Here is a 7336-nt window from a genome sequence, read left to right as displayed (position 1 = left end):
GCCAAAGGCGCGTGCGTATCCCCATCAAGGCCACGGCCCGCGAGCCGATCAACAGGCCGGATACATATCAGCGACTTCCGCTATCTAAGCATAATCTCACTTGCGATCAGCAGCCGGTCCATACATTTGCGCCAGAAGCGGTCGTTGCCTTATGCGGCTCGGTCTTCGGCTACACCGAAGCGGCCATCGGAGCTTATGCTGCGGAAAGTTTATCAAAAACTGCCATGTCCCGCGCCGATAGCGTGACACGGCAGGCCTCGGCATTTTCCTCAGGATGTTTCAGCGAAGAGGTACCGGGGATCGGAATGATGGCGGGTGAGCGGTGAAATAACCAAGCGAGCCCGATCAACGCGGGTGTTACGTTTTCTCTGGCCGCAAGCGATTTCAATGCGTCGGAATTCGCGAAGTCGCCGATTTTCAGGGGGTAGAAAGGGATGGAACCGATCCCTTCGCGCGCGCAAAAATCAAAGAAGCCATAACTCTGGCGTCAGCAACGCTTCCTAAAGCCCATCTTCACGTCATAGGCACACAGATCGAAGAAGCCGATAGTGAAAGTCAGCAGCCAGACCGGCGTCACGGCGCTTTTCCCTTTGTCATGGCGCACCTCTTCCATGAAGCGCCGCCTGCAGTGATGAATACGAGCGACAGCCTCCAAAGGAAAAGAACGGTTTTTGGTCACAGCAGTTTCACAACCAAAACGATGATCGCAACGATGGCGATTGCCGCCAAGATGGCAACCCAGCCCTTGGCATCAAAGTCCAAGCCAGGACCTTTGAAACGTAGTTGATAGTCGGACATTACACAGCTCTCGATTTAAAAAAGAAGAAGCTGTTGTCAAAGGCGTAGATATTTGTCGGCGGTTATCTTTGGGAGTGCAAGGGGCCCCGATGCAGATTCAGGCCACACCAATCTGACCACCACTCACCATATAGTTCGTCATCAGCGACAGGCACTTAGCTAAATCTGACTTCTGTGGACAGCGTTTGGCATGCCTGGCAGCTCCCAATCTGTTTGGGAGCTTCAAAACGTTTTAGCCAGGCGCTCCCCACCAATAGCCCCCTCGAGCGATACGCGGACAGCGCGAGAAACTGCTGCGCGTCCGTCAGACCTTCGAATTTTCATACAACCTAAAGGGCGCCTTACGACGCATTGGCGGCCCGGAATCCTACCTTCAGAAAAATATGCCGATCTTATGAGGGGCATCGCCGCTGAAAAAACTAGCGAACTTGGATTTTCATGTCGGCCTAATGTGGGGGCCAACATTCTCTTAAAGCCGCACCACGGTCACGTTTCCCGCTATTTCCTAATCGCGTCGTAGACGAGCGTCTTCAAGATCGGCTGGACGCGGCCGCGCTGGGTTGGCGTCTGCACCATCAGGATCATCACCATGTCCTGATCCGGATAGGTCCAGAAATAAGTCCCGGCGGCGCCGCCCCAGGCCATCTCGCCAACGAAACCGGGAACACCATCTTCGCCGGGGCCGATGCGGACACCGAAGCCGAGACCGTAACCGAACCCGGCGCCGGGATAATAATAGGCCCAGGGTTTCACATCGCTGGCCGGCGCGACCTGATTCTGGCGCATCAATTGGACGGATTCGGGCTTGAGTATCTGAACGCCGTCGAGCGTGCCGCCATTGATCAGCATCTGCAGGAAGCGCGCGTAATCGCCCGTGGTGGAGACGAGGCCGCCTCCTCCTGACTCCCATCGTCGCTTCATCGTGGGATCGCTGATGGTCTCGTTGCCGATGATGCGATCGGTCGGCATTGGCTGGGCAATCCGCGGCGCTTTGGCGGGATCGAGCACGTAATAGCCGGTGTCGGTCATGCCCAGCGGATCGAACAGATACTGCCTCTGGAAATCATACAGCGACTGGCCCGAGGCAATCTCGATGACGCGGCCGAGCAAATCCGTCGAATGACCGTAGTCCCAAACGGTCGCCGGCTGATAGGCCAGCGGCAGCTTCGCGAGCCTTGCTGCAAAGTCGGCATTGTCGAAATCGCCGTCGAACAGGCCTGCGTCGAGATAAAGCTCCGTGATCAGCCCGAGATTGGTGAAGGCCGAACTGATACCGGACGACTGCCGCATCAGGTCGAGCACGGTGATCGGTTTCTCGGCCGGCGCAAAGTCCAGATAGGGTTTACCGCTGGCATCCGTGCGTTCGGTCGCGACCTGCGGATGAGCGTAGGACGGAATGTATTTGGCGATCGGATCGTCGAGCTTGAGCTTGCCCTGCTCGACCAGGATCATCGCAGCGACCGATGTCACGGGCTTGGACATCGAATAGAGCCGGAAGATCGTGTCCGTCGTCATCGGCGCCATGGTCGCGGGATCCCGGACGCCGAAACCTTCATAATAGACCGGCTTGCCGCGGTGCTGGATCAGCATGATCGCGCCGGCGAGATGGCCCTGACCGACTTCGCGGTCGAGCATTTCGGTGACGCGGTTCAGTCCGTCCTGGGAAAAGCTGCTGAGATCAGGCTTGTCGGTCAGCAGATTTGTGGCGGCCAATGCCCGCGTCACCAGCGTCGCGGCGATGGTCATGGCGGACAGGAATTCGCAAGATCGTCGCAAGATTGACACAGGATTTCCGCAAGAGGGCTTGAACACGGTCGGACCTTAACACCGAGATATTTCAGATACTTGTCGGAAAATCATGCAATTTGCCGATATCGCAGCTTTACAGCGATCGGTGACCTAATGTGGATCACAAATGCGCGTCGGGTTTGCGGGTGCTTCCCGGCGGCGGAAACCGGATCGTGGTCCCCAAAGTGATCCAGTTTGAATTCTCGCCGGTGATGTTGCGGCCGTAGATCACGTCGACCGAGAAGATGTCGTTGGGCCGATAGCGCACGCCGGTCTGGACGCGCGGCTGGATCACGCTGGCGAATTCAGCATGACCCGCCTGCCCGTACAGTTCCACCGTGTATTGCAGTACATCGGTGAATTTCCAGTCGAAGCCGACGCCATAGGTGAAGTAGTGGCGATCGATCACGCGATCCCACAGCCAGCCGGCATTGAGATTGATGCGCATGTTTTCGTTGAAGCGATAGGTCGCCGGAATCTCGGCGAAGACGGCCGTGTTCTGGCCTGTCATCGCATCGTGTGTGCCGCTGGCGAGCGCTGATACGCCGAATTTTCCGATGCCGGTCGGCTCGATATTGATTTTCGCTTTTGGCGCAAGGCTCGTGCTCAGCTCGCCATCGGAGCGGCTGTAATTGGTGAGCACGCTGAGTTCGACCGGACGCGTGATTTCCACCACGCAGGACGGATTGGCGACGGCCGCAAAGTCGCTGTTGGTGGCCGTCGAATACCAGCTCTCGAGTTTGCAGGAGCCGAGGTCCGAAATATCCGCCGCATCGACCGCATAGGCGCCATTGGCCGCCTCTGCGTGACCAGACGCCAGGAGCAGCGCGACGACGACGAAGCCGAACAGAGTGATCGCGCGGTAGAGATTGGCAGCCATGTCCTAGGACTAGCTGAGTCCCTAAATGCTCGACAGAACATTCGCGCCTCGCTTATCCTGCCGGTATGACCGAACACCACCATGACCACGATCACGACCATTCCGAATTGTCGGACACCGAGCTGCGCGTCCGTGCACTCGAGACCATCCTGACGGAGAAGGGCTATATCGATCCGGCGGCGCTGGACGCGATGATCCAGGCCTATGAGACCAAGATCGGCCCGCATAACGGCGCCCTGGTGGTGGCCAAGGCCTGGACCGATCCCGCCTTCAAGGAAGCGCTGCTGGCGGATGGGTCGGCGGCGGTCGGCACGCTTGGCCATGTCAGCCGCACCGGCGACCATCTGGTGGTGGTCGAGAACACGCCCGAGCGGCACAACATGGTCGTGTGTACCCTGTGCTCCTGTTACCCTTGGGAAATGCTCGGCCTGCCCCCGGTCTGGTACAAGGCGGCGCCCTATCGCTCTCGTGCCGTGAAGGATCCGCGTGGCGTGCTGGCCGACTTCGGCTTTACAATCCCCAAGGATACGGAAATCCGCGTCTGGGATTCGACCGCGGAAACACGTTTTCTCGTGTTGCCGATGCGACCTGCAGGCACCGAGGGCTGGAGCGAATCGCAGCTCGCCGAAATCGTCACGCGCGACTCGATGATCGGCACCGGTCTCGTTCTGACCCCGGGAGCGCGATCGTGAACGGCGTCCACGACATGGGCGGCATGGACGGTTTCGGAAAGGTCGAGCCGGAGCCGAACGAGCCGATGTTTCATGCGGAGTGGGAATCCCGCGTGCTGGCCATGGTGCGCGCCATGGGCGCGGCAGGCGCCTTCAACATCGACGCCTCGCGTTTCTACCGCGAAACGCTGCCGCCGGAGGTCTATCTCTCCAGCAGCTACTACAAGAAATGGTTTCTCGGCCTTGAGGATATGCTGGTCGAGCGTGGCTTCCTTGCTGCGGATGAGGTCAAGGCCGGCCACGCATCCGTGCCGCCGAAGCCGCTGAAACGCGGCAGCTTCACCGTTGATAGCGTCGAGCGCGTGCTGACCCGCGGCTCATTCACGCGCCCTGCTTCGGCGCCTGCCGCATTCGCGATCGGCGATCGCGTGCGGATGAAGAACATCCATCCGACAACGCATACGCGGCTGCCACGCTATGTCCGCGGCCATGTCGGCGTGATCGAGCGGATACACGGCGCGCATGTCTATCCCGACACGGCGGCGCATGACCAAGGCGAAAACCCACAGTGGCTCTACACCGTCGTGCTCGACGGCGCCGAACTGTGGGGATCCGATGGCGATCCGACGCTGAAAGTGTCGGTCGAGGCTTTCGAGCCGTATCTCGACCCGGCGTGACGGGCGGCGGCATTGGCCGCCTGCCCGCCCGCCCGTTCGCCAGCGTCAGTTCATCGTGACGTTGGCCTTCTCCATCACACCCTTCCAGCGCTGGGTCTCGCTGGCGATGTATTTGGTGAACTCATCCTGCGGGATCGCCACGGCGACTGCGCCGAGTTCGGCCATCTTCTTCTTCGTCTCCGGCAGGCTCATGAATTCGCGGATTTCCGCCGAGAGCTTGTCGACGATCGGCTTCGGCGTTGCCGCCGGCGCGATGAAGCCATGCCAGGCGACAGCCTCGAAGCCCGGCAGGAATTCGGCGACGGCCGGGACATTCGCGTCGAACTCGGCGCGCTTCGGTGTTGCCGTGGCGAGCATCGCCAGCTTGCCGGCAGCCACATGCGGCAGCAGTAGCGGGACGTTGTCGAAAGCGATGTCGATCTGGCCCGAGATCAGGTCGGTGACCATCTGGCTCGAGCCCTTATAGGGCACGTGGACCATCTTGGTGCCGGTCATCTGCTGGAACAGTTCGCCGGCAAGATGCTGCGACGTGCCGGGGCCGGCCGAGCCGAACGTCACCTTGTCGGGGTTGGCCTTCATGAAGGCGATCAGCTCCGGCACGGTACGTGCCTTGATGCGGTCGGGATTCACCACCAGCACGTTGGGCACGATGCTCACTTGCGCGAAGGCTACCAAATCCTTCTCCGGCTGGAACTGAAGCTTGCTGCCATAGAGCGTTGGCGCGATCGCCAGCGGCGATGTGCTGGCGAGGCCGATCGTGTAGCCATCGGGTGCCGCGCGTGCGACGCGGGTGACGCCGATATTGCCGCCGGCGCCGCCCATATTTTCGACCAGCACGGTGGCGCCGAGCTTCTTCTGCAGATTCTCCGATACCATGCGCGCGATGATGTCCACTGTGCCGCCGGCTGCGAACGGCACGACGATGGTGATCGGCTTGGTGGGATACTTGGCGTCTTGCGCACTCGCCTGCCCGACGACGCCAAAAGCGACGCAGGCCGCCATCAGGATCGATGTCATTTTCATTGGTGTTTCCCTTCTGATTTGTTGATTTGAAGTAGTTTGAAGCAAGCGGATGCCAGCGGAGATGCGCCTATGCAGGCAGCACTTTTCCAGGATTCATGATGTTGTTCGGATCGAGCATCTGCTTGACGCTGCGCAAGAGCCGTAGCTCGGTCGGCTTGGTGACGCGTGCCAGCCGCTCGCGATTGGCGATGCCGATGCCGTGTTCGGCGCTGATGCTGCCACCCAGCGCGACGGTCTCTTCATCGACAATGGTGTTGATGCCGCGGATCGTGTCCTGAATCTGATCCTTCTGGTTTTGCTCCAGCCCCGGAATAATTGCGAGGATGTGGATGTTGCCGTCGCCGATATGGCCGTGCATCACGATGCGAGCGTCGGGCCGATAGGCAGCGATGCGCTTCTCCACCTGCGTGACGAAGGTTGCCTGCTGCGACAAGGGCACGGCGCTATCGTGCGAGATGACGTAACCGGCCTTCTTGCTGCCTTCCGACACGCTGTGGCGAATCTTCCAGAACGCTGCGGCCTGCGTCTCGCTGGAGGCCACCAGCGCATCGGTGACCAGCTCGCGCTCATAAGCGCCACTGAGCAACGCTTCGAGCGCCGCATTCAGATCGACCGACACCAGCGTATCGACGAGTTCGATCAGCACGTACCAGGGCGCATCCAGCTCGAATGGGATGTTCACCAGCGGCAGGTTCTCGGCGATCACCTCGATCTGGCCGCGCGACATCACCTCGAAGGCGCCGATGCGGTCACCGAGTTCAGTGCGTGCCTGCGCGAGCAGGTCGAGCACCGCATCGATACTGTTCAGCTTGGCGAAGGACACTGCCCTCGCCCGTGGCTTCGGAAACAGCTTTAGTACCGCGCCGGTGATGATGCCGAGCGTTCCTTCGGCACCGATGAAGAGCTGCTTGGTGTCAAAGCCTGTGGAGTCTTTGCGCAGCGCCGTCATGCCGTCGAGGATCTCGCCATCGGGCAGCACAACTTCGAGGCCGAGCGCGAGTTCGCGTGTGGTGCCGTAGCGCAGCACGGCAGTGCCGCCGGCATTGGTGGAGAGATTGCCGCCGATCTGGCACGAACCTTCGGCGCCGAGGCTAAGCGGAAACAAGCGGTCGATATCGTCAGCGGCCTTCTGGATGTCGGCGAGGATGCAGCCGGCATCGACGGTGATGGAGTCGCCGAGACGGCTGACGCTACGAATGCGGTTCAGGCGATCGAGGCGCAATACGATCGTGTCGCGCTCGCCCAGAGGAGTCGCTGCGCCGCACATGCCGGTGTTGCCGCCCTGGGGTACGATGGCGATGCCGGCGGCCGCGCAGGCCTTGACCACGTCGGACACTTCCTGCGTCGAGCCAGGCTTCACGACGGCCAGCGCCTTGCCGTGATAGCGGCCGCGCCAGTCCACGACATAAGGCTCGAAATCGCCGCCGGGACCGATCAGGTGTCGGTCGCCGACTATGCCGGCAAGCATCGCAAGAAATGTCGTGTGGTCAGTCAAGATG

General features: G+C 60.6%; 9 protein-coding genes. 2 read left to right on the top strand and 7 right to left on the bottom strand.

Annotated features, from left to right (window positions below; genetic code table 11):
- Positions 1-193 precede the first annotated feature (193 nt).
- The 5 genes from CIW50_RS29885 to CIW50_RS22050 all read right to left on the bottom strand — a co-directional run bounded on the left by CIW50_RS29885 (position 194) and on the right by CIW50_RS22050 (position 3466).
- Positions 194-415, bottom strand: coding sequence for an aldo/keto reductase (locus tag CIW50_RS29885; RefSeq protein ID WP_502707527.1), 222 nt, complete (start codon positions 413-415; stop codon positions 194-196).
- 72 nt (positions 416-487) lie between these two features.
- Positions 488-679: a hypothetical protein gene (locus CIW50_RS22060; RefSeq protein ID WP_149533313.1), complete on the bottom strand. Its 192-nt coding sequence runs from the start codon at positions 677-679 to the stop codon at positions 488-490.
- Positions 676-798 carry a hypothetical protein gene (locus CIW50_RS29780; RefSeq protein WP_283808858.1) on the bottom strand — a complete coding sequence of 41 codons (123 nt, stop codon included), beginning with the start codon at positions 796-798 and terminating at the stop codon, positions 676-678. Before CIW50_RS29780 ends, CIW50_RS22060 begins: the two co-directional genes overlap by 4 nt.
- A gap of 498 nt (positions 799-1296) precedes the next feature.
- A complete protein-coding gene (locus tag CIW50_RS22055; protein WP_149533312.1) occupies positions 1297-2544 on the bottom strand; it encodes a serine hydrolase domain-containing protein in 1248 nt (415 codons plus the stop codon).
- A 163-nt stretch (positions 2545-2707) separates the two neighbouring features.
- A complete protein-coding gene (locus CIW50_RS22050; RefSeq protein ID WP_149533311.1) occupies positions 2708-3466 on the bottom strand; it encodes a PA4824 family protein in 759 nt (252 codons plus the stop codon).
- A 65-nt stretch (positions 3467-3531) separates the two neighbouring features.
- Here CIW50_RS22050 and nthA point away from each other — a divergent pair, with 65 nt between their 5' ends.
- Both nthA and nthB read left to right on the top strand, forming a co-directional pair.
- Complete coding sequence (gene nthA / locus CIW50_RS22045) at positions 3532-4158, top strand: nitrile hydratase subunit alpha (RefSeq protein ID WP_149533310.1); 627 nt, start codon at positions 3532-3534, stop codon at positions 4156-4158.
- Positions 4155-4814 (top strand): nitrile hydratase subunit beta, encoded by a 660-nt coding sequence (gene nthB, locus CIW50_RS22040; RefSeq protein WP_149533309.1) that lies wholly within the window; start codon positions 4155-4157, stop codon positions 4812-4814. Before nthA ends, nthB begins: the two co-directional genes overlap by 4 nt.
- Positions 4815-4859: 45 nt before the next feature.
- On the opposite strand, the gene CIW50_RS22035 is transcribed toward nthB, so the two are convergent.
- Both CIW50_RS22035 and CIW50_RS22030 read right to left on the bottom strand, forming a co-directional pair.
- On the bottom strand, positions 4860-5837 hold the full coding sequence (locus CIW50_RS22035; RefSeq protein ID WP_246664392.1) for a Bug family tripartite tricarboxylate transporter substrate binding protein: 978 nt from the start codon (positions 5835-5837) through the stop codon (positions 4860-4862).
- Between the two features lie 67 nt (positions 5838-5904).
- A complete protein-coding gene (locus CIW50_RS22030; RefSeq protein ID WP_246664391.1) occupies positions 5905-7332 on the bottom strand; it encodes an FAD-binding oxidoreductase in 1428 nt (475 codons plus the stop codon).
- Positions 7333-7336: the final 4 nt, after the last annotated feature.

The sequence above is a fragment of the Tardiphaga sp. P9-11 genome, from assembly GCF_008329525.1.
In the GTDB taxonomy this organism is placed as follows: domain Bacteria; phylum Pseudomonadota; class Alphaproteobacteria; order Rhizobiales; family Xanthobacteraceae; genus Tardiphaga.
This window is presented reverse-complemented; position numbering and strand designations above follow the sequence as displayed.

Bases quoted from the DNA above. Each gene is read 5' to 3' on its own strand.
- CIW50_RS22055 (WP_149533312.1), bottom strand. From the start codon at position 2,544: ATGACCATCGCCGCGACGCTGGTGACGCGGGCATTGGCCGCCACAAAT.
- CIW50_RS22050 (WP_149533311.1), bottom strand. From the start codon at position 3,466: ATGGCTGCCAATCTCTACCGCGCGATCACTCTGTTCGGCTTCGTCGTC.
- CIW50_RS22035 (WP_246664392.1), bottom strand. From the start codon at position 5,837: ATGAAAATGACATCGATCCTGATGGCGGCCTGCGTCGCTTTTGGCGTC.
- nthA (WP_149533310.1), top strand. From the start codon at position 3,532: ATGACCGAACACCACCATGACCACGATCACGACCATTCCGAATTGTCG.
- CIW50_RS29780 (WP_283808858.1), bottom strand. From the start codon at position 798: ATGTCCGACTATCAACTACGTTTCAAAGGTCCTGGCTTGGACTTTGAT.